Source organism: Trichococcus palustris, assembly GCF_900114465.1.
Lineage (GTDB): Bacteria > Bacillota > Bacilli > Lactobacillales > Aerococcaceae > Trichococcus > Trichococcus palustris.
Genome location: NZ_FOTD01000012.1, coordinates 73,866 through 93,169, shown reverse-complemented (window position 1 = coordinate 93,169; position 19,304 = coordinate 73,866). Strand labels below are relative to the sequence as shown.

Sequence of the window (19,304 nt, the reverse complement as noted above, 5' to 3'; positions counted from 1 at the left end):
CGCAATTGCTGAGAGACTTCCAAAAATAAAGGAATCAACGTGACCGTACCGGTCAGTTACTCAAACGTCACAGTGCGACGTTTGAGGTGCTTCTTTGAAGCTTCTTTAGATAGCGGAGATGACAAGAACCATGACAAGTCGAAAACAGTATGTCTTGGCTCGCCAGAGCCAAGAGGACCCTTCATCTTTCTTCCGAGAGGCAGGCTTGGACAGCTGGACATCATCAAAAAAAGGGCGGCGTGTTTGCCGTCCTTTTCCAAATACTCATTCACAGGCTCAACAAATCATTCAGCGCCTCCGACATGATCGGATGCGTATAGATTTGATCGCGCAGTTCCGTGTAGGGAATCTTCGCATTGATGGCAAGCGTCAACAGGTTGATCATCTCGTGGGATTCGTAGCAGAAGAGCGTCGCACCGACGATGGTTTGGTCCTCCGTATTGATCAACACCTTCAGGAAGCCTTCCGTCTCGCGTAGGACCTGGGCTTTCGGGACGGCTGCAGCCGGCATCTTCACGACCCGATACGGGATTCCCGACGCTGTCGCTTCTTTTTCATTCATCCCAGTCCTGGAAAAAGGCGGATCGATGAAGACGCTGTTCGGCACGGTGCGGCGGCTAGCCATCGTATAGCTGGATGGTTCTTCCAACAGCTGCGGCAACACGATGCGGTAATCATCCAAGGAAATATAAGTGAACTGCGGGCCGCCTTTCACATCCCCGACCGCCCAAATATTCGGCGCGGAAGTCCGAAGCTTTTCGTCGACCGCGACTTCTCCTCTTGCCCCCAAAGTGACGTTGGCCTTTTCCGCATCCAGATTGTCCGTGTTCGGTACCCGGCCTGTCGCAATCAAAATTTCATCAAACGTTTCTGTCCGCAATTCGCCTTTTTGTTCGATGGTTAACGCTACCCCGTCTGCGGTATCGGCAATCTTTTTGGCATTCGCTTCGAACGCAAAGACCACGCCGGCTTTTTCCAATACCAAACGGATCGCTTCGGCATCCTCAGCATCTTCGCGCGGCAAGAAACTATCATCATTCTGATAGATGGTGACTTGGGTTCCGAATTGCGTAAAATAGCCGGCGAATTCGAGGCCGATATAGCCCGCTCCGATGATGGCCAGCCGTTTCGGCAAGTTTTCCAGCTCCAGGATGCCATCGCTTATATGGACGTGTTTGCTCTCATGGACACCCGGTATATCCGGAATGAACGCCTTTGCCCCGGTGTTGATGATGAAGCGGTCGCCGGCTATGAAGATCTCTTCATTCAGAGACGTGATCTTTACCGTGTTCCCATCCACGAAGCTCGCTAGTCCGTCGAAAATGGTCACCGTCTCAAAGTTGGCAAGCTTCACATAGTTCTTTTCGCGCAGCATCGCTGTGAGTTTTTCTTTGTTCGCCATCGCTTTTTTGAACAGGGCGTTTCGCTTTTCATAAGGCTGTTCGGATTCCGTTTCAAGAATATGGCTCGCTATTTTTGCGCTGTGGACAAGTGACTTCGTCGGCAGACAGCCGACATTGATGCAGGTCCCCCCGTACATCTGATTCGACTTTTCAATCACAGCCACTTTCTTGCCGGCTTTCGCCAAATCATTCGCCAGCGTCTTCCCGGCTTTGCCGAATCCGATCACCACGACATCATACTTGTTAGTTTCCATCATTGTTGCCCCTTTTCGATTCTATATATCTGTCATTATAAGGAATACAAGTATATTTGTACAAATATCTGCCTACACTCGAAGCAAACTACCTATCCTTACCCATAGCGATGCGGTTGCCGTATAATGGATAAAAAAGGAACGAAAGGAGCGGATGATATGGAAAAAGTAAACAACTATGCGCTGCGCCGGCGGATGATCGCCCTTTGCCTGGAACACCCGCATGTCATTGAGGATTACCCTTTCGGCGACTCCAATTGGGCCGTCATGCGCCATGAAGACAACAGGAAATCCTTCGCCTTCATCTATGAGCATCAGGGCGAGCTTTGGCTGAATCTGAAGAACACCCCTGAGCGGAACGATTTCCTGCGGGAAAGCATGCCCGAAATCATCCCGGCCTACCACATGAACAAAACCCATTGGATCACGCTGCGCATGACATCCGAAAGCCTTTATCCGGTTGCGGAAAAGCTGATAGCTGAGAGCTTCCAACTGACCAAGCCGAAACCAAAGAGACGGGCAAAGAATCAGCCCCTACTGTAGGGACGCAAAAAGGGAAACGGTCGGCATCCTGCCGAGCGCTTCCCTTTTTAAATATATATTATTTGAAATAAGGCTTCAGCAGTTCCATCTCTTCCGGGCGCAAAGGACGGTAGCTGCCTGCGGGCAAGGTTGTATCCAGTTCGAGCGGCCCCATCGAGAGCCTCTTCAGGTAGGTCACTTTCTTGCCAACGGACAGGAACATCTTCTTCACTTGATGGAATTTCCCCTCGCTGATGTCCAGCAGGACCCGGCTCTCTGCTTCCCCTTGGCTCAGTATCGTCAGTTTGGCCGGTTTGCACCGCTCGCCGCCATGAAAAACGATGCCCTCAGCGAAGGCTTCCTGGTCGGCGCCGGTAACCCGTTCGTTGACGAGCGCCTCGTAACGCTTCATGACTTTCTTATGGGGAAGCAGCAGTTGATAGCCCAATTGCCCATTATCCGTGATGAGCAACAGTCCTTCCGTATCCTTATCCAATCGTCCGACGGGATAGAGGCCCTGCATCCGGTCCGCCGGGTCGATCAAATCGATGACCGTCCGATTAGCCGCATCGGAGACGGCGGTCACCACCCCCGCAGGCTTATGCAGCATATAGTATACATGGGATTGGACGCTCACCGTTTTGCCGGCGACGACCACCAGCTGCAGCTGGGGATCGACATTATAATTGTCCGTCAATACAACCTTGCCGTCGATGCGGACCTGTTTGCTCCTGATTAGCCGCTTCACATCTTTGCGAGAACCATAACCGGTCTCGGATAATAGTTTATCTAAACGCATGCTTGCTTCCCCCTCTTCGTAGACCATCCCGTCGTTTCTTACCAGTTCTGTGTATCCAACGATTTACATTGTACGTCGCTTGCCGATTGGTTGCAATAGTCGGCTGACATCGAGCGTTCAAAAAGCTTTACTGTCCTCCAATATAAAAAAACATAATTTTGTCACTGAATATCGCGGTCTAATCTGCTATGATGGAAATATATTTTGTTTACGCTTACTTTAGCGAACAAAGAAAGGGGTGGGGGCAGTGAAGGCAAAGCGGTTATTTGTTATTTTCATAGGATTACTGATCGTTTTTGGTCTGGGACACTCTTCCCAGCCTAAATCAGCTACTGCAGCTGTGATCCTCGATAAGGATTTCTTGGTGTTCGGGCATCGCGGCGCCAGCGGATACGCGCCCGAACACACCTTGCTTTCCTACCAGCTGGCAAAAGAGCTGGGTGCGGATTACCTGGAAATCGATCTGCAGCAAACCAAAGACGGGGAACTCGTCGCCCTGCACGATCCCGACGTCAACCGGACAACAGACGGAACAGGAAACGCAGCGGACTTCACCTTAGCGGAACTGCAGCAACTGGATGCAGGCTCCTGGTTCAACAAAAAATATCCCGCAAAAGCGAAGCCGGAGTATGCAGGCCTCACCATCCCTTCTTTGCGGCAAGTCTTTCAGACATTCGGCAATGAAGTCAATTATTGCCTTGAAATTAAAACCCCAGATGCGGGCATCGAAGGCAAGCTGCTGTCTTTGCTGGATGAATTTAATCTGTTAGAAGATCCTAAATCAGCTAACGTCATCATCCAATCCTTCAGCGCAGAGAGTCTGCAATCCGTCCACCGAGTACAACCTGATATCCCCTTGATAAAATTGATGGACTGGTATAGTCCCTTGGTCACTTCCGAAAAGGAACTGAAGGAGATCAAACAGTATGCGATGGGCATCGGTGTTTCGCAACTATGGTCAACGCCAGCATTCGAGAAAAAGGTCCGTTCTGCAGATTTGGCGCTCTATCCTTTTTCCGTCAATGATGCCGCAAGCCTCTTCAAAGTGGCGCACACCGGGACGCTCGGCGTGTATACAGATTACATAGACACCATCTCCGCCTACAAATAAGAATATTTTAGAGATGGCTATAAGCTATCACAAGAGCTTTTAACGGCGCTCAAGGATACAAAAAAAGACTCTCTCCCTCGTCAAAAAAACTGATGAGGAAGGGAGTCTTTCTCTAGCGTTTGCAGTCTGAAAAGCAAAGAACATGTCGGCTAGTTTCATTCAGCTTTTTGCTTTGTCCTTGCTGCCATCCGTCTCGCTGCTTTTGATCTCCCAATGGATGACGAACGTCAAAACCACACGCAACACAACGATGGCAGCCAGCACAATGAACTCGTCTATCGTTTGGATCACGACCGTCTTCAGTATTTCCGCGGCCAGCTTGAATTCCAGGCTGAAGGCTAGCGCCTTCGCCAATTCCAGTTTTGGGTTCGAATTATTCAAATCAAACCCATCCTTCGCGAACATATACAGGGCTTTGATGCAGCCGTAAACAATGATGATGACCCCCACACTCTCAATCAGGCTGGCCAAAATGGGGATGAGGATTGCCAACAGATGATGCAGATTCATGCGTTTGCCTCCATTCCGGCGGATGATTTTTTAGACAACGGGCTGGGACAAATTCCTAGCCCCTTTCGTATTTCCAAATAACTAATCGTAAATATGTTCTGAATCCCAAGTAAAAGTGCAGCATTTTCCTTGGTACATAAATTGCGAAAGACCTCAAACGTCGCACTGTGACGTTTGAGTGCCTAAGCTGACTACCTTTCGCGGACAAAAAGCGTCCGCTTCGTGGTAGTCCTCTTAGTACTCGATTTCTAAACGGGATTCATCTCACTCCCCTTATTTTTTTGATTTCTTCTGTTCCGCTGCCCGCGCAGATTCCTCCACCCGATAGCGAACCATTCTGCGGACCAGATCATAAGGAATAGGTTTATCCAACGGAAACTGGACGGCCCCTTTGGAAGTCTTGTAGGAGGACAATTCTTCCTTGAAGGCTTCAATGGCTCTCGGCGTAGGATAAAAGCCGAGATGATGCTTTTGCGCGGCGAAGTGTACCAAATTTCCGTTCAAATAGAAGGTCGGCATCTGATAACTGATTTTCTCGGTCGCTTCGGGTGCCTCTTCCCTTATCACACGCCGCATTTCTTGAAGAATTCCCTGGATATCTTCCGATTGCAGGCTTATGTATGCATCAATCGTTTCAACTTTGTCATTCGATCCGTCCATTTCCATTTCCCTTCTGGTCCCTGTTGGTGGTAGCCGATTATTCTTTTTTGACTATTTCTATGTTGCCTTCATTATAACATGCGGAACAGCAGTTGGATAAATACAAGCTTCCTTGATTTACTAGGCTCTTTTTGATGGATGCGATTGCCCGATACGGAAGCAATAATCCTGCCATTTCAAACCACTAACTTTTTGTTCCCTTTCACAAATTTTGTGTTATGATATGTGATGAGAAAATGAACGGAGAAGAAAGGAAAGTAAAATGAACACAGCATCTATATATGGCTTAACACTGGACGACCTGCAAGAATGGCTCTTGCTGCACGGTCAAAAAAAATTCCGAGCTCCACAGATTTGGGACTGGTTATATGTGAAAAGAGTTCAAGAGTTCGCTGACATGACGAACCTATCGAAGGAATTGATTGCTTCATTGGAGGCAAACTTTGTTCTTGAACCCCTGAACCAGGTGGTTGTCCAAGAATCCGCTGACGGCACTACCAAGTATCTCTTCCAATTGGCAGACAAGTTGATGATCGAAACCGTCTTGATGTATCACGAATATGGTTTGTCCGTCTGTGTTACGACACAGGTAGGCTGCGACATCGGCTGTACCTTCTGTGCCAGCGGTCTGAAACGGAAACAGCGCGACTTGACTGCGGGAGAAATCGTCGCTCAGGTCATGCAAGTGCAACACTACTTGGATGAAAAAGGCAAAGGCGAACGCGTGAGCCATGTCGTCGTGATGGGTATCGGAGAACCTTTCGACAATTACGATAACGTCATGAATTTTCTGCATATCATCAATAATGCGAAAGGGTTGGCAATCGGCGCCCGCCACATCACCGTCTCAACCAGCGGTCTTGCTCCGAAAATCAGAGAATTTGCGGACAACGGCCTACAAGTCAACTTGGCGCTCTCTTTGCATGCTCCCAACGATGAAATCCGCAGCCGGATGATGCGCATCAATCGCAAACATCCGCTTGAAGAAGTCATGGCAGCCATCGATGAATATCTGAAGAAAACGAACCGCCGGATTACTTTCGAATACATTATGATTTCCGGCGTCAATGACAGTCCTGAACAAGCCCGTGAATTGGTGGCCTTGTTGAAGGATAAACGGCATCTGTCCTATGTGAATTTGATCCCTTACAACCCGGTTGCGGAACACATCAAGTACGAACGCAGCACCCAAAAGGCGATGCAGGCGTTCTATGATATTCTGCAAAAAAACAAGATCAACTGTGTCATCCGCAAGGAACACGGCACCGATATCGATGCGGCCTGCGGACAATTGCGCAGCAAACATCTGGACAAATAATCTGCACAACAGCTTTCCATCATAATAAGGATAATAAGGGACCGCAAATCAGAAAAATGATTTGCGGTCCCTTATTTGATGCTTACAATCACTTTCCAGTAGCAAGTGCCTGACCCCCTTGGTGAAGGTCGGCGCAACTTCTCAAACCACGACAGTCGCATTATCAATAAAATTTCCGGCAACATCCTTTGGAAACGTTTTTAGCGGTGTGGTATAGTTTATAAAAGAGACCATACACACACGCCGAGGATGTCACTCCGGAAGGGCTGTGCTTTAGGAGGGATTTCATGAGAAAAATTATTCTGACGACCGAAAGTGGTGCGGATTTACCCATTGATTTCATCGAACGATACAATCTTGAAGTGGTACCCATGCATGTCGTCATGGATGGCAAGGACTATCTCGATGGTTCGTTGCCCATAACGGACATCTATGATTATTATGAACGCACAAAAAAAGTGCCATCCACAACATCCACAAATCCGAATGAGTATACGGAGCTTTTCACGAAAATAAGGGCCGCTCATCCCAACAGCATCATCGTGCATATCGGCTATACTTCGAAAGCCTCTTCTTCCTTCCAGAATGCGAATATCGCCGCGGCCGATTTTGAAGACATCCATCTCATCGATGCCCTGAACGTTTCGGGCGGATTGACCGCCGTCGTCATGTACGCCGCATTCCTATTGGAAAAAGAGCCGGATATCGCGCTGGATCGTTTCCTTGGTTTGGTGCAAAGCAGTGTACCCCGCGCGCGGTTTGCGTTCATCCCCGAAAATCTCGACTTTCTGCGGGCTGGCGGCCGGGTATCGAATGCAGCTTACATCGGCGCATCCTTGTTGAAAATAAAACCGCTCATCGAGTTGGTGGACGGCAAACTCGTTTCCACCAAAAAATATCGCGGAAAAATGAGGCGCGTTGCCGAAGATCTGATGCAGGATTTCCTGAAGCTTTACCCCATCGACAAGGAACAGCTTTATTTGATCTTTTCCATCGGGCTGGATGAGAGCATCAAGCTGCACATGGAAGAACTCGCGAAGGAAAATGGGTTCAAGAATGTGACCTGGGTGCAGACGGGCGGCGTCATATCCAGCCACGGCGGGCCCGGTGCCTTCGGGATTGCCGGGATGGAAACCACCGCCTGACGGGTAGCGCTGTTTGAATGAAACGCTGAAAAAGGACGGGCCGTTGCGAAATGTTTCATTCGTGAATACCTGCATTCCCTGTTTTCGTTTGCTGGTTCGGGGAACGCGGCGGGTTATTTGGCCCAGAGAATGTCGGGAAAACCTTCCGAAAAGATGACGGCGGTTTTTTCGTATTGCTCCATTCCAAGAATAACCTTCCCAGGTGCCTACGGATGGTTATTCTGTGAAAAATGCTGTATTTTAGCCCGCCGAACAGGTTTCGGCGGGTTATTCTGGCCCCCGATGCTCCTCCGCATCAAACGCATAATAAGAAATGGCTGCCTCATTATAGAGACAGCCATTTTTTTCTGCAGCAACCTCTCTGTCACAGTTCGTAATCGTACTCGATACAGACATCTTTGCCATCAAAGTAGATCAGGTCGCCTTCCGCATAATGCCAAACTGCTTTGAGGAGGGTCGGTCTCTTTATCCCACCGCGCTCTCTGTAGCCGCTGCAAAAGGCGGTCCATTCCACTTTTTGGGATGTGCCATCGATTTCCGTAGCTTCCCTGTCGGCGGTCGTGAAGGAAAGCATTTCGCCGTTCTCCTTGAAAGTGAAGATGCCGCTTGCCGAAATGCCTCCACTGGCTATGGTGGCTTTGGCATGCTTCGCATCGATGCTTTCCCAAGTGATGAAATCCTGCAAAATGACGCTCGGGATCATGAAGCATTCCGCCAAATAAGTCACCAGGCTGGAACGGTCCATGGCTTCCCCTCTCTGGTCGAAAAGGGTATAGACTTTTGCGACGACACCCTTCATGCTGCCGGCTCCATCCACAAAAGCATCAAAACCTTGAAATGGGATGCCGTACAGGGAGCTCTCAATCAGGGCAATGCGATCCGGCTGCGCGACAAAGTTGTATTGGGTATAGTCGATCATAAGTCCGGGCTTATTTTTCCCTATCTTAAACGGGACATCCTTGAAGGTCGCTTTCATATAGCTCATCTTTCTGGTGCCGATGAATCCGCAATAATCAAAGTATTTCTTTACCGGATCCGGCAAGCCGGCCAAGTCCGTTTCTGTAAAGCTATCACCGCTCGGGGCCGTAACGTCCACCAAATCCATAGCTGTTTTCTGGAAGTCCGCTTTGATTTTGGAATAGGGGGATTTGAAAAAAACAAGCGTCCCTGCGCTCGCAACCGCCAAAACGCCCAATACCGTTCTAATCCTATTGCTTCCGCTGTTCTTTTTCATTTTCGTTCGTTCTCCTTTTTATGTCCCGCTCGTTTTTCGTTGCACAAAAAATAGGTTCCTGCCGATGCCGGCTGATTCGGTTTATCTGTCACGCCGATTATACCACTCGAGACCGTTCTTACGGGAACGATTACATACTTCACAGGACAATAAAAAAACTGTTTTGAAGAATGATTTCCCAATCACCCTTCAAAACAGAAGTCACTTTATTTCCATTCAGCAAACCCTAGTACGCGACGATGTCTTCCGGCAGGATGGTGAACAGATCGTCGTCCTCGTTCACCGCGAGCCGGTTGCTTTGCTCTAGCTTGGTCTGTTCGAACAGGCTCCTTGCAGTGCGGGCGTTGCCGAATTGGCTGTCCCGCCTGTCGTAATACTGGCGGAAAAGCTGGTTCACCTTTTCCTTCGCCTCTTCCGTCAGGCTGAAGCCTTGTTTTTTTGCGGCCTCAAGGAATATTTCCGTCAATTCCTCGCTGTTGTAGTCCGGGAAATCGATTGTATAGGCGATCCGGCTGCGCAGGCCTGAGTTCATGCTCAGCATCTGCTCCATTTCGCCCGGATACCCGGCCATGATGACAACCAGCTTATCGCGGTTGTCTTCCATTTCCTTGATCAAGGTGCTGATGGCTTCATAGCCGAAGTCGCTCTCGGAGGAGGAAAACAGGGAGTAGGCTTCATCGATGAACAGCACCCCGCCGTATGCCTCCTTGATTTTTTCCAATGTCTTCGGACCGGTTTGGCCGACGTATTGCCCGACCAGATCATCTCGGGTCACTTCCACCATATGCCCGCGTTTCAGTATGCCGATGGACTTCAATATTTGGCTGATCAGCCGCGCAATCGTCGTTTTGCCGGTGCCGGGGTTCCCCGTGAACACCATATGCAAGGAGAGGTCGTTCATCTGATGCCCGAGTTCCTCGCGCCGCTTTTCGGCGCGGACATAATTCAGGATGGAGCTCACTTGCTTTTTAACGTCCTGCAGCCCGACCAGATGGTGCAGCTGCGCCATCAGATCGTCGATATCGTCCCCGAACAGCTGATCGGGGTTGATGCCGAAATCAAGTGGCTCCATGATCAGCAAGTCCTCCTTCGTGATGGGTTGGTCGCTCAAGCGGAAAGCCCGTTCCCGCATAGCGGTCTCCATGATGTTGCGGACCGCCCGCGCATTCGCGAAATGGGGCAACACTTTTTCTTGGTTGATTTTGATCATGAACGCCTTCTCGGCTTCCTCAGTCAGGGTGTAATAATTATCCTTCGCCTGGCCCTTCGCAATCTCCAGCAGCTCCAAGTCGGAGAAATCGTCGAAGTAGATCTGCATATTTATCCTGCTCGATAAACCGGGATTCGATTTCAACAGCTGCTTCATCCCGGTGTCGTAACCCGCGAGTATCACGATAAAGTCGTTGCGGTAGTCCTCCATCGCTTTTATCAAAATATCGATGGCCTCCGAGCCGTAATCCGTCGAATCGCTGTCCCCCGAAACAAGCGAGTAGGCTTCATCGATAAACAGGACTCCGCCCATCGCCGATTCGATGACGGCTTTTGTCTTCTGGGCGGTCTGACCGACGTAGCCCCCGACCAGATCGGAGCGATCCACTTCCACCAATTGTCCTGTTTCCAGGATGCCCAACGAATAGAAAATATTCCCGAGTATGCGCGCGACCGTCGTCTTGCCGGTGCCGGGATTGCCGTAGAAGGCAAAATGGTAGGAAGGCTGTTCGCTGTTTTCGATGGACAGCATATAGGCTCGTTTCTTGTCGTATTCGACCAGCTTCACGATCCGGTTGATGGCGTCCTTCACTCCGTCCAACCCGATCAGCTGCTTCAACTCGTTCAAGGACTCTTCCAACGTCACCTTCGGCTTTTTAGGCGCCGTGCCGACGGTTTCCAGATCAAACAAGGCATTGTGCGGGATTTTTCTGGCCTGCCTCCGTGACTGCATGCTCTCAATCAGCTTGCCCACTTTCTGTGTGCTGTTTGCGAGCGGCCTTGTCCGCAGCAAATCTTTGTAGATGTTGCGGCATTCGCCGAATTTATTGTGGATGTAATAGGCATAGACTTTGTCGTACGCGATATCATCATCGTAGCCGAATTTTTCCGAATCCTCGATGGATTGCAGGATCTTTTCCAGCGGTTCTTCCTGCTGGATGTATATCTTCGTTTTGAGGCGCTGCCCATCGAAGGAGCGCGGATTGTGTTTCAAGACCTGTTCCACTAATGCCAACGCCTTTGAAGGGCTGTTCTGATTGAACGCCATTTTCGCCAAAATGAGCGCGGCCTCCCAATTTTCCGGATTGATCGCAAAAGCCGCTGCGGCCTTCTCCCCCGCTTCGGCCGATCGGTTGTTCTCCAATAACAGCTTCGCCAAAAGCGTCAAGTAGTCATCGTCTTCTTCCTTCAGTTCCACCGCCCGCAAAATGTACGCCATCGCTTTTTCGAGGTTTCTGTTTTTATAATAGCTTAGTGCCAGTAAATAGTTCACTTGCGGGTGATCGGGATGGGATTTGATGGCCTCCATCAAAAGCGGCACACTGCTCAAGGACATGTTCCCCTTGATGGCGCTCTCTATCCCCTTCAGCCTCGCATCGATATTTTCAGGCTGGTTCTCATCTGACATAATACATTGTCCTCTCTTCCATCTGTCGCTATGATCTTTATCTTTTTTATCTTTTCTATCATTTCTATCCATTCAGACAGGCTGCCCCTATTTTAGCATAATGCTGCCATTCCCCGCCTTATTTTGCTTATCGTCCGTGTGTGCAATTTATGGAAACGGGCCCCGGAAAAACTATAATAGATGTAAATAAAGATGACGAAAAAGGAGCTGATACCAAAAATGCAGCCATCCACACGTGAAAGTGGATAGCTGCATTTAAAGTTACTGTTGCGTTTTGGCCGGCGCCATAACGGTTTCTTTTTTTATCACCAGCAAGTTCGTCAAAACAAATGCCAGGATGAATGTTGCGATGCCAATCACCACATACATCGTCAATTGATACGGGTCATAGATATACATCAACGGCGACAACAATACCGCCAATCCGTAACTGTTTGCCTGGATTCCCAACAGCGAAAGAGCCATGCCTCCCAGCGCGGAACTCGCCAACATCACTCCGATCGCCTTCATACCGGTGCGCATCACGACCCCGAACAACGCAGGTTCGCTGATGCCCAACATCTGGGTGACGGTAGCGGAAATGCCGGCCGTTTTGACCGCGGCGCTGTTGGTGCGCAACGCAATCGCCAGACATACTGCGGCGTTCGCAAAGCCGTACATCGCGCAAACCGTAATCAGCGGATTGAATCCGGTCGAAGCGATCAGAGAGGTTTCGATCATGATGAACATGTGGTGCATCCCGGTCATGACCGCTATCGGATAGAGGAAACCGATGATCAGGCCACCGATACCCAGCGGCAGGTGCAGGAACAGCTCGATCAGTTTGACAGCCTGCGCTTCAAATCCGTGCACCAAGGGACCGAGCACAAACAGCGCGATAAAAACGGAAACCAGGATGACCACAAAAGGCGTGAATATCAGGTCCATCGCGTTCGGCATCACCTTCCGCAGCTTCTTCTCCAAGTTGGCGCCGATGATCCCGGTAATCAAAGCCGTCAAAATGGATCCCTGATAACCGACCAACGGAATGACACCGAAAGCCATGATCGGTTCAGCAGTCCCGCCCGCTACCGCATAGGCATTCGGCAAGGCCGGCGAAACGAGCATCAATCCGATCAGGAAGCCGATGATAGGCAAGCCGCCGATCTTTTTGAACGCCGACCAGCAGATGAAGGCGGTCAGGAAACCGAAGGCGGTGTCCGTCAACACGGTCACACTCGCGCTCAGCCAAGCGGGGATGGCATCCGGCGTAAGGCCCATCGCGCCCAATACGGTCTCGTTGAACAGCACGCCCTTCAGACCCAGGAACAAGCCGGTTGCGCCAAGGATCGGGATGATCGGGACAAAGATATCCGCTATATTGCGCACTCCCCGTTGCAGAGCCGATGATTCATCCATCGCGATTTCATCCTTGGAAGCTTCTTTGTGGGAATACAGCGCTTGCATTTCGGCGTATACCTTATTGACGATGCCGGATCCGAGGATGATCTGATACTGGCCGGCGTTATAGAAGACGCCTTTGACTTCCTCCACTTCTTGCATCTGATCATCATCGATCGCTTTGCGGTCTTTCACCTGCAGGCGCAAACGCGTCGCGCAGTGGGTAGCGGAGACGATATTATCGTCCCCCACTATCGCTACTATTTTTTTGGCAATCTCTTGATAATTCGGCAAATTAGACATTTTCTTCATCCTTTCTGATTACAATGGCTTGGTATGGTTTCAATAGTGATTGCGTTCCGGATTGTTCAATGGTTTCATAATTGTTCAACAAAATCGCGCCGGAAACCTTCTCAACTGCGGTTTCCTTATTGCTCATGTTCACTAAAATCTGGATGACTTCATCCCCTATACGTCCGTAGCCGATCACATCATCCGGCGTCTCCAACGGTCTGAACGCCCCGTAAATCAGCGTGTCCTTAAATGGGGAATGATTCCTGATTTGGATCATCTCTTTATAGAAGCTGAAGATGGAGTCCGGATCATTTACTTGGTCCGCTGCGTTCACTTCTTCGTGATCGCCGACCAGCTTGAGCCAAGGTTCCGTTCCCTCATTGAAGCCCGCATTCTTTGTGGCATCCCATTGGAAAGGCGTGCGCCCATTATCGCGGGAGCGTTGGTTCACAAAGGCGAGCGACTCTTCCGCAGTGAAGCCTTCCAGCATCGCGCGCGGGTAGTTATCGAGGCTGGACACATCATTGAAGTCGGTAATCGTATCCCGTTTGAAATTCTTCATGCCGATTTCTTGCCCTTGATAGATGTAGGGCGTCCCCCGCAAAAAGAAGAAGAGGGTTCCTAAGGCTTTGGCGCCGATTTCGTTTTGGTAGGCCGCATCCCTGATGTATTTGGAAATGGACCGCGGCTGATCGTGGTTTTCCAGAAAATTCGCTCCCCAGCCGACTTTTTGGATGGCGTTCTGGCTTTCGAAAATCAGTTCCTTCAATTGCTTCGGCTTCCAATCGGTCTTGCGGAACCACTCGCTGCCGTTCTCAACATCGATATCCGCGTAATGGAAATCGAAGATCATGTTGAAATAGCCGCCTTCCCCGATGTATTTGTCATATTCATCATAAGTCACACCAGGCGCTTCTCCAACAGAGACGCATGGATATTTGTTGAATGTTTTCTGATTCAGTTCCGCCAAGAAATCAGCGATTCCCGGACGGTTCCTGCCTTTATGCTTGACGCTGGCCAATCCATCGGCTCCATCGGCCGGAACGTCGCCGTAATCCTGATCCTTTTTGATGAAGGTGATGGAGTCGATCCGGAAGCCGGCAATGCCTTTTTCCAGCCACCAGTTGATCATCGCGTAGATTTCCTCCCGCAAGGCTGAGTTTTCCCAGTTCAGATCCGGTTGCCGTTTGTCGAAAGTATGGAAGTAATACAGATTGTCTTCAGCCGGTACTTGTTCCCAGACGCTTCCTCCGAAAATGGAACGCCAATTGTTCGGCGGGTTCCCGTCCTTCCCTTCCTTGAAGATGTAATAATCACGGTATTTGCTTTCCGAATCGCGCAGGGCCTGCTTAAACCAGCCATGTTCATCGGAAGAATGGTTCACGACCAGATCCAGAATGATGCTGATGTTCCGCTTCTTGGCTTCCTCCAGCAATTCCTCAAAATCGGCCATCGAACCGAACTCGGGCTGAATCCCCTGATAATCGGAAATGTCGTAGCCGTTGTCGACCATCGGCGAGGTGAAGATCGGACAGATCCATAGCAGCGTGATCCCCAGTTCCTCCAGATAAGGCAATTTCTGCGTGACCCCTTTGATGTCCCCGCCGCCGTCATTATCGCTGTCATAGAAGCTTTTCGGATAGATCTGATAGACGACATCCTCTTTCCACCAATTCCTTTTTTCCATAAGTCCATTTGAATTCCTTTCCTTGATTCCATTTTCCATACGGATTCCTCCTCTTGTGGTATCGATACCACATTTGCTGTTTTGAAAATCTGCCTAAGCAGATTCTCTTTCGATCAATTCTAATTTCAATTCTGTCGTATCTATCTGATAGGTTGCCTCTTCGATTTGCGCTACCAGCACCTTGGTGGCTTCTCTCCCCAAAGCGTCGACCGGTTGCGCAATCGTGGTCAGCTTGACCGCCAGCATCGCCGTGAAAGGTTGGTTGTCAAAGCCCATGATAGCCAAATCCTCGGGAACTTTCTTCCCTACCTGCAGGAACTTCTGCAAAATACCGCTGGCCACTTCATCGCTGCCTGTGAAAATCGCATCGGGGCGATTGCTTTCCGGCAGGCTCAAAATTTTTTCCGCAATCTGATGGCCATCCGCGATAGTATGGACTTCCTTGAAGATCCAATCCTTCTTCATCGTAAGCTTGCTCTCCAATAACGCCTTCTCGAATCCCGCGGTCCGGGCATTCCCGTGGCCGCCCTTTGTTAGGCTGCCGCCCGTACAGTAGGCGATTTTTTTGTAGCCTTTCCCGATCAGGTAGTTTGTGGCTTCAAAAGTCGCCTGTTCCTGATCCGTATAGACTTGCGGAATCGTCGAACCCGGAATCCTTTCGTTGCAGAAGACGATGGGTCCGTATTGTTGATACGTTTCGATCACATCGGGATTCCCTTCGACCGAGCACATGATCAAACCTGTGATCACTTGCTGCTTCAGCATCTCCAACATCTTCAGTTCGGCCGCCGGATCGTCGTAGGTCTGCATGACCAACACATTGTAGCCCAACAACTTGCTGTTCTTTTCGATCGAATCCACCAGATAGGAGAAAAACGGATTCGTTATGCGCGAAACCAAGATTCCGATCATGGTGCCTTTTTTGGAGCGCAGTTGCGTCGCCACCATGCTGGGCGAATAATTCAATTCATCCATCGCGGCTTTGATGCGTTTCTTCTTATCATCCGAAATATAAGGATGGTCGTTCAGATACCGGGATACTGTCGAAACGGACAGCCCTGCCTTTTTCGCAACATCCTTGATTGTCGCCAAGCGAATCACTCCTTTCATGTTTGTGGTATCGATTTCATAAACAGAGTATAATGGAACCGATTCCGAAAGTCAACAGAGATTTTTGAATTTTTTTATTCCTATGCTGCGGAATCCATAAAAAGAGGAACGAATGCAATCAGCCGATGCCCCCGTTCCTCTTTCTTTCTGCAATTTTTCTTATATGTCGATCAGTATCATTAATACGAAAATCGAATTAAAGGTCAATCAAATGGTTGCCTCCGTAGCTCGTCTCCCACAATCGGGTTACGGGAGTATTTAATCTTGCAAAGCAGGGATGTCTTAATCCTGACCTGCAAATTTTCCAGTATATATTTAAAATATATGCCTCTTTGTATCATTTTTAAAGAGCTAAATTGAAAATACAATCTGAGGCATCTCATATTTTAGGATGTCTTTTAGATATCCGTAGGAATTGATAAAAATTAGTGTTTTAACTTTAGAAAGTCTATTAACAGTCTTTAGTAGATTGTCCGATAAATTTTATTGGGTGTTCATGTTAAGTTCAATTATTGTCATTTCAATGAAAATACATCTTCAATTAGCTTACCTGTGAATGCATCAAAAATTAAATCTTCATCTTCGAAAAAATATAATATCATTTTTGCCCAATCTAAGACACTTGTTTTCCCTTCAACTAGCCAAAATTTTTCGTGCCTATTTGCATGGGCACTTATTTGTTTATTTACTCTAACATTATACTTATCTTTATCATAAAAATTGAATGAACCATCAATATGATTGAACTCATTCTTAATAGGATTATAAATAGAGTGTAAATATTTTGTATTATACCATTGATCTTTATCGTGAATAGGAAATAGTTCTTCAACTTCAATCCAAAACTCTGAATCTTTTCTACGAGAAATTTTAAATTGTATTTTTTTCATTGTTTTAGGATTATAAACACATAAATTCTCATATTCTCCAGAACGGAAAGGAAAACTAATTTGAATATTATCTAAATTAATTACCTTCCCATTATGAAGTTCATGGAATAATTTAATTTCAGGTTTGTAATAGTCTTTTTCAACGCTAATTGTTTGATCTAACCTTATCGAAATGTTATTTCCTAGTATTTTCTCTAAAAAAATCTGTTGAATTAACATAGGTGGTTCGTGAGCATCTACTCTTCTTGTAAACAAAGGGTGATAATAAAAGAATTTATCATAATGAAAAATCCCTTGGTGATTAGGAGAACTTTCATCTCCCATCATAACAATTTTATATTTAGGATTTGCATTTTCCGGGATTTTTTCAAGAGGGACAGTAAATATATCTAGGGGATTTACGTTCTTTGTTATAAATTTAAGGACAATTAACTCCACAGATACTTCTGTTTCGCTTAACAAATATGCTAAGTACCCATCTTTACACTCAAAATACTCAATTATATCTTTTTTCATAATGTTTCTATTCTTGAAATGTGACGAAATTTCTTCTAATGCAGGAGAAATTTTTTCAATATATCCTTTATTCAAAAGTTTATCTTCTTGTATTTCAAAGTACCTATCTCCCATTGAACAAAAAAGATATCCAGCTTTTTTAACTGCAGTACTTTGGCTCAATTGCTTCATTAAAATATCTATTTTACTCACCCTTTAACTAATTGAGATACTTTCTAAATCTACTTTAATGGAATTAGTGATTCAAAGTCAATATATAACTGTACATCAATATAGTTATTTCGTAAGAGAGAAATAACTACTAGTTTTAACCACACTCATCTTCAATGAATGATATACTGATATTGTAGAGGTGATAAAATGGAAAATTTCTTAAATTGGCTATTAAATAACATATTGGGTTTAGCTTCAATTATTGTTACTATTGTTGGCCTGATACTGACAAATAGAAGCATTAAAATACGATTGAATCAAGACTTGCAAAAAATTACATTCGAAAAAAACAGAACACTAAAAGTTGATAATCTCATACCCATACTAAAGTCTATGCTTGATTATTTTTACTCTACCGACTTTGAAAGCACCCGGAAGTTCATTAACGAAAATGATATGAATATTATATTTGCTTTTAGTGATTTAGAAACCATCCAATTAATGACTCACTATTTTGACACGATAATTATTCAAGAACGCTGCAAACTCTACATTGAAGACAAAAATTCACCAGAGATATTGTTTGATAACTCTGATAAAGCCGAACATGTCAGAAACCATAGTAACAATAAAATAAAAGAATATCTTAGTTCTACTAATTTTGAAAACGAATTAGAATTATCGCAATATATTTTTGGATTGCAAGCAAAATTGATTAGTAAAATTAAATATGAAATAACTAGTCAGACTATTTCTCCTAGAGAAATAGTTAAACTAGGATATCCGATGTTCACAGAAGAAGAAATTGATCAATACTTTACTACTTAATCAAAACTAAAAAAAAATAAGTAATTATTAGGCATTATTGCTAGATGTAAAAATGTAAGAAAGGATAATAAGAGATTGCCAAGTTTAAATATTTTTTACATCATTTTGTAATATCCACCTGAATATTACAAATTAATAGAGCCACCTGTTCGAAAAAATGAGCCACTAAATGCAAGAAATAAAGCCTCTGAATGCGAGAGTGAAAACCATTCAACTACTTTAAACCATAGGTAAAAACCTTCTGTATAATGAATTGCATTCCTCCGGACATGACGCATTATATCAGGAGTTTTTTTATGATTCGATATCTTAAGATTCTGGAACTGCATTTCAATACTATTTCTCAGCGTAAAATCAGTACAAACGTTTGAAGCTTCCGAAATGCATTTTCAGATGTCGTCAAACGTGCTAAAATTCTTGGATTAGAACAGTTGACGAGCACCATGACTAATCAGTGACTTTAGGAGCTTCTCTTCCCAGAGAAACAAGCAATTGAGAAAGGCTATTCTTTATCTGCGATGGTCGGTACCGGTATTTCAGTCAGCAATCTGTTGCCTGTCACATTAAGCCAATTGACTATAGATGAGCACGCTGACGAAAACAGTATTTTGAACACCTTCCAGCAGTTCACAGGTGCTGTCTCCATAACCGTAGTGGCACTGATATTCACAGCAGCCCAATCAATGGGTAGCCATAGGCGGCTGAAATGGCGGATTGACCATTCTTGTTCTGGTTTCCATCTCTTTGATCCTCTTTACGGTGATGAGCCTCAGAAAAAAGCTGTAAACTCTCTTATTGCTTGCAGCTTCTTCATCCATTTTTATCTTCATATATGCAAAGAATCCTCCTGAGTGTTGAATAGTAGTTGGCGAA

Annotated in this window: 16 protein-coding genes; 5 read left to right on the top strand and 11 right to left on the bottom strand. The window is 46.7% G+C overall.

Annotated features, from left to right (window positions below; translation table 11 throughout):
• Positions 1-268: 268 nt before the first annotated feature.
• Positions 269-1,660 (bottom strand): FAD-dependent oxidoreductase, encoded by a 1,392-nt coding sequence (locus BM101_RS09230; RefSeq protein ID WP_256212211.1) that lies wholly within the window; start codon positions 1,658-1,660, stop codon positions 269-271.
• 156 nt (positions 1,661-1,816) lie between these two features.
• Between BM101_RS09230 and BM101_RS09225 the strand changes: the two genes are divergently transcribed.
• On the top strand, positions 1,817-2,200 hold the full coding sequence (locus tag BM101_RS09225; RefSeq protein ID WP_177194466.1) for an MmcQ/YjbR family DNA-binding protein: 384 nt from the start codon (positions 1,817-1,819) through the stop codon (positions 2,198-2,200).
• Positions 2,201-2,258: 58 nt separating this feature from the next.
• On the opposite strand, the gene BM101_RS09220 is transcribed toward BM101_RS09225, so the two are convergent.
• On the bottom strand, positions 2,259-2,978 hold the full coding sequence (locus tag BM101_RS09220) for a pseudouridine synthase (protein ID WP_087032570.1): 720 nt from the start codon (positions 2,976-2,978) through the stop codon (positions 2,259-2,261).
• 247 nt (positions 2,979-3,225) lie between these two features.
• Between BM101_RS09220 and BM101_RS09215 the strand changes: the two genes are divergently transcribed.
• On the top strand, positions 3,226-4,089 hold the full coding sequence (locus tag BM101_RS09215) for a glycerophosphodiester phosphodiesterase family protein (protein WP_177194465.1): 864 nt from the start codon (positions 3,226-3,228) through the stop codon (positions 4,087-4,089).
• 159 nt (positions 4,090-4,248) lie between these two features.
• Here the strand turns inward: BM101_RS09215 and BM101_RS09210 are convergent, their stop codons facing one another.
• Positions 4,249-4,599 (bottom strand): DUF1622 domain-containing protein, encoded by a 351-nt coding sequence (locus tag BM101_RS09210; protein ID WP_087032567.1) that lies wholly within the window; start codon positions 4,597-4,599, stop codon positions 4,249-4,251.
• A 273-nt stretch (positions 4,600-4,872) separates the two neighbouring features.
• Positions 4,873-5,259: an iron chaperone gene (locus tag BM101_RS09205; RefSeq protein ID WP_087032565.1), complete on the bottom strand. Its 387-nt coding sequence runs from the start codon at positions 5,257-5,259 to the stop codon at positions 4,873-4,875.
• Positions 5,260-5,521: 262 nt separating this feature from the next.
• Between BM101_RS09205 and rlmN the strand changes: the two genes are divergently transcribed.
• The gene (gene rlmN / locus BM101_RS09200; RefSeq protein WP_087032563.1) at positions 5,522-6,577 is read left to right on the top strand and encodes a 23S rRNA (adenine(2503)-C(2))-methyltransferase RlmN; all 1,056 of its coding nucleotides are present in this window, start codon (positions 5,522-5,524) and stop codon (positions 6,575-6,577) included.
• A 287-nt stretch (positions 6,578-6,864) separates the two neighbouring features.
• Positions 6,865-7,722, top strand: coding sequence for a DegV family protein (locus BM101_RS09195; protein ID WP_087032562.1), 858 nt, complete (start codon positions 6,865-6,867; stop codon positions 7,720-7,722).
• 364 nt (positions 7,723-8,086) lie between these two features.
• Here BM101_RS09195 and BM101_RS09190 read toward each other — a convergent pair whose 3' ends face one another.
• From BM101_RS09190 to BM101_RS09165, 6 genes are all read right to left on the bottom strand, one after another.
• The gene (locus BM101_RS09190) at positions 8,087-8,956 is read right to left on the bottom strand and encodes a DUF6544 family protein (protein WP_218149916.1); all 870 of its coding nucleotides are present in this window, start codon (positions 8,954-8,956) and stop codon (positions 8,087-8,089) included.
• Positions 8,957-9,182: 226 nt separating this feature from the next.
• On the bottom strand, positions 9,183-11,573 hold the full coding sequence (locus BM101_RS09185) for an AAA family ATPase (RefSeq protein ID WP_177194464.1): 2,391 nt from the start codon (positions 11,571-11,573) through the stop codon (positions 9,183-9,185).
• A gap of 261 nt (positions 11,574-11,834) precedes the next feature.
• Positions 11,835-13,256: a PTS transporter subunit EIIC gene (locus tag BM101_RS09180; RefSeq protein ID WP_087032558.1), complete on the bottom strand. Its 1,422-nt coding sequence runs from the start codon at positions 13,254-13,256 to the stop codon at positions 11,835-11,837.
• Positions 13,249-14,973 (bottom strand): alpha-glucosidase, encoded by a 1,725-nt coding sequence (locus tag BM101_RS09175; protein ID WP_245825692.1) that lies wholly within the window; start codon positions 14,971-14,973, stop codon positions 13,249-13,251. The genes BM101_RS09180 and BM101_RS09175 overlap by 8 nt, the downstream gene beginning before the upstream one ends.
• 54 nt (positions 14,974-15,027) lie before the next feature.
• Positions 15,028-16,026, bottom strand: coding sequence for a LacI family DNA-binding transcriptional regulator (locus BM101_RS09170; protein WP_087032556.1), 999 nt, complete (start codon positions 16,024-16,026; stop codon positions 15,028-15,030).
• 533 nt (positions 16,027-16,559) lie between these two features.
• Positions 16,560-17,642 (bottom strand): hypothetical protein, encoded by a 1,083-nt coding sequence (locus BM101_RS09165; RefSeq protein ID WP_143084449.1) that lies wholly within the window; start codon positions 17,640-17,642, stop codon positions 16,560-16,562.
• A 168-nt stretch (positions 17,643-17,810) separates the two neighbouring features.
• On the opposite strand from BM101_RS09165, the gene BM101_RS09160 reads away from it, so the two are divergent.
• The gene (locus tag BM101_RS09160; RefSeq protein WP_087032553.1) at positions 17,811-18,431 is read left to right on the top strand and encodes a hypothetical protein; all 621 of its coding nucleotides are present in this window, start codon (positions 17,811-17,813) and stop codon (positions 18,429-18,431) included.
• 680 nt (positions 18,432-19,111) lie between these two features.
• On the opposite strand, the gene BM101_RS14255 is transcribed toward BM101_RS09160, so the two are convergent.
• Complete coding sequence (locus BM101_RS14255; protein ID WP_179193087.1) at positions 19,112-19,261, bottom strand: hypothetical protein; 150 nt, start codon at positions 19,259-19,261, stop codon at positions 19,112-19,114.
• Positions 19,262-19,304: the final 43 nt, after the last annotated feature.

Coding starts and splice junctions, on each gene's coding strand:
- BM101_RS09190 (WP_218149916.1), bottom strand. CDS start 8,956: ATGAAAAAGAACAGCGGAAGCAATAGGATTAGAACGGTATTGGGCGTT.
- BM101_RS09205 (WP_087032565.1), bottom strand. CDS start 5,259: ATGGACGGATCGAATGACAAAGTTGAAACGATTGATGCATACATAAGC.
- BM101_RS09225 (WP_177194466.1), top strand. CDS start 1,817: ATGGAAAAAGTAAACAACTATGCGCTGCGCCGGCGGATGATCGCCCTT.
- BM101_RS09180 (WP_087032558.1), bottom strand. CDS start 13,256: ATGTCTAATTTGCCGAATTATCAAGAGATTGCCAAAAAAATAGTAGCG.
- BM101_RS09160 (WP_087032553.1), top strand. CDS start 17,811: ATGGAAAATTTCTTAAATTGGCTATTAAATAACATATTGGGTTTAGCT.
- BM101_RS09220 (WP_087032570.1), bottom strand. CDS start 2,978: ATGCGTTTAGATAAACTATTATCCGAGACCGGTTATGGTTCTCGCAAA.
- rlmN (WP_087032563.1), top strand. CDS start 5,522: ATGAACACAGCATCTATATATGGCTTAACACTGGACGACCTGCAAGAA.
- BM101_RS09175 (WP_245825692.1), bottom strand. CDS start 14,973: ATGGAAAATGGAATCAAGGAAAGGAATTCAAATGGACTTATGGAAAAA.
- BM101_RS09195 (WP_087032562.1), top strand. CDS start 6,865: ATGAGAAAAATTATTCTGACGACCGAAAGTGGTGCGGATTTACCCATT.
- BM101_RS14255 (WP_179193087.1), bottom strand. CDS start 19,261: ATGAAGATAAAAATGGATGAAGAAGCTGCAAGCAATAAGAGAGTTTAC.
- BM101_RS09210 (WP_087032567.1), bottom strand. CDS start 4,599: ATGAATCTGCATCATCTGTTGGCAATCCTCATCCCCATTTTGGCCAGC.
- BM101_RS09185 (WP_177194464.1), bottom strand. CDS start 11,573: ATGTCAGATGAGAACCAGCCTGAAAATATCGATGCGAGGCTGAAGGGG.
- BM101_RS09230 (WP_256212211.1), bottom strand. CDS start 1,660: ATGATGGAAACTAACAAGTATGATGTCGTGGTGATCGGATTCGGCAAA.